Here is a 1,792-nt window from a genome sequence, read left to right as displayed (position 1 = left end):
TTTCGGGGGTTAGCGCGGGTGTCAGGTCGGGGGTGAGGAGGGCGATCTGCCACTCGCGGGCATTGAAGCCCCGCAGGGTTTCCGCCACGGTGTCCTCGGTGAGCTCCTCCGGCGGGGTCCAGGCCAGCCGCCGAACCGAGTCCGGGGTGATCAGGTTCTCCGGAGGCAGGTTGTGCTCGCCGGCGATGCGGATCACCACCTCCCGGCAGCGGGCCAGCCGACCGGCCGCCACCGGGTCCCGCTCGGCCCACCGGTGCGGCGGGGGAGGGCCCTCCACCGCCGGGGTGACCGGTAGCGCGTCGTCCGGCAACTGCCGCGCGTCGTCGAGCGCCGCCAACCAGGTGCGGGCCAGCCGGCGGACCGACCGGCCACCGAAACCTGGCAGCGTGAGCAGGGTCTTCTCGTCCCTCGGGTCCAACTCGGCCGCGGCGATGATCGCCGAGTCGGGCAGCACCCGACCGGGCGCGGCGTCCCGCCGGGCCGCGATCTGGTCCCGGGCGTACCACATCGAGCGGACCCGCGCCTGGGCCCGCGCCCCGCGCACCCGGTGAATGCCGGAGGTGCGCCGCCAGGGCTCCGCGCGGACCCGGGGCGGGCGTGCCCCGGTGCGGACCAGGGCGGCGAACTCCTCCGCCGCCCAGGCCGACTTGCCCTGCCGGGTCAGCTCGGCGTCGAGCGCGTCGCGCAGGTCGGTCAGCAGCTCCACGTCGAGGGCGGCGTAGGTCAGCCACGACTCGGGCAGCGGCCGACTCGACCAGTCGGCCGCCGAGTGGTGCTTCTCCAGCGTGTACCCGAGTAGCTGCTCGGTCAGCGCGGCCAGGCCGACCCGCTCGAACCCAGCCAGCCGAGCGGCCAGTTCCGTGTCGAACAGTCGGCGTGGGCGCAGCCCCACCTCGGCCAGGCAGGGCAGATCCTGGCTGGCCGCGTGGAGCACCCACTCGGCCTCGCCGATCGCCGCGTCCAGCGCGCTGAGGTCGGGCAGCGGCAGCGGGTCGATCAGCGCTGTGCCGGCGCCGGCCCGGCGGAGCTGCACCAGGTAGGCGCGCTGGCTGTAGCGGTAGCCGGAGGCCCGCTCCGCGTCCAGGGCTACCGGGCCGGTGCCCGCGGCGAAACGCGCCACGACCTCGGCGAGCTCGGCGGGAGCGGCTACCGGGTCGGGGGTGCCGTCACGCGGGGCGATCAGCGGAACGGGCCCACCGTCGGTCGGGTCGACCCCCTCGCCCGCCGGCTGCGGCTGGGCCGACGGCGGGTGCTGGGGTGCGTTTCCCTGGAGTTCTTCGGCGGGCCGACGGCGCAGGGGTGGTTCGTCGGTCACCTGCCAACCCTAGTGCGCGCGGTGATCCGGCGGGTGCAGCCGGTCCGGCGTGTGTCGGTCAGGTGTCCCCAAGGCGTCCTTTCGGATGCCGGACATCGGGGGAGACAAAGCCCGTTCGCGCAGGTACGGTCCATCGAGCCGCTGGCCCGACGGAGTGAACGCGGGTCGATGGCGGCACGGGGAGATGACGGGAAAGGCAAGACGATCATGACGGCTGGCTTCGGTTCGGGGGACGGGCGACCGGCAGGCGGCGAGCCTGACGACGCGGGCGGCGCGGGGTCGACGCCCGAGCGGCCGGGGCCGTTGCCGCCCCGCATCGAGCCGCACCCCGGCGCCGGGTCGCCCTGGTCCGCACCGACCGGCGCCACCGGTCCGTCCCCGGCCGTCCCTGCTCCCCGCGCCGGCTGGTCTGACCCGCCCAACACGGGCCAGTGGGGCACCCCGGCGGCCGGCACGACCCCGGCCGCGCCCTACGGC

Annotated in this window: 1 protein-coding gene and 1 pseudogene; one reads left to right on the top strand and one right to left on the bottom strand. The window is 75.8% G+C overall.

Features of this window, described 5'->3' with window-relative positions; genetic code table 11:
• Window positions 1–1,315 (bottom strand): ribonuclease D (locus DKT68_RS05105; RefSeq protein WP_109816266.1); only part of this gene is annotated, 1,315 nt, incomplete at its 3' end.
• Window positions 1,316–1,522: 207 nt separating this feature from the next.
• Between DKT68_RS05105 and DKT68_RS31760 the strand changes: the two are divergent.
• Window positions 1,523–1,792 (top strand): annotated as a pseudogene (locus DKT68_RS31760) (S1C family serine protease); the annotation flags it as partial.

The organism is Micromonospora acroterricola (genome assembly GCF_003172955.1).
GTDB lineage: Bacteria > Actinomycetota > Actinomycetes > Mycobacteriales > Micromonosporaceae > Micromonospora > Micromonospora acroterricola.
The sequence above is the reverse complement of the archived record's forward strand: the minus strand, read 5'-3'. Positions and strand labels throughout refer to the sequence as shown.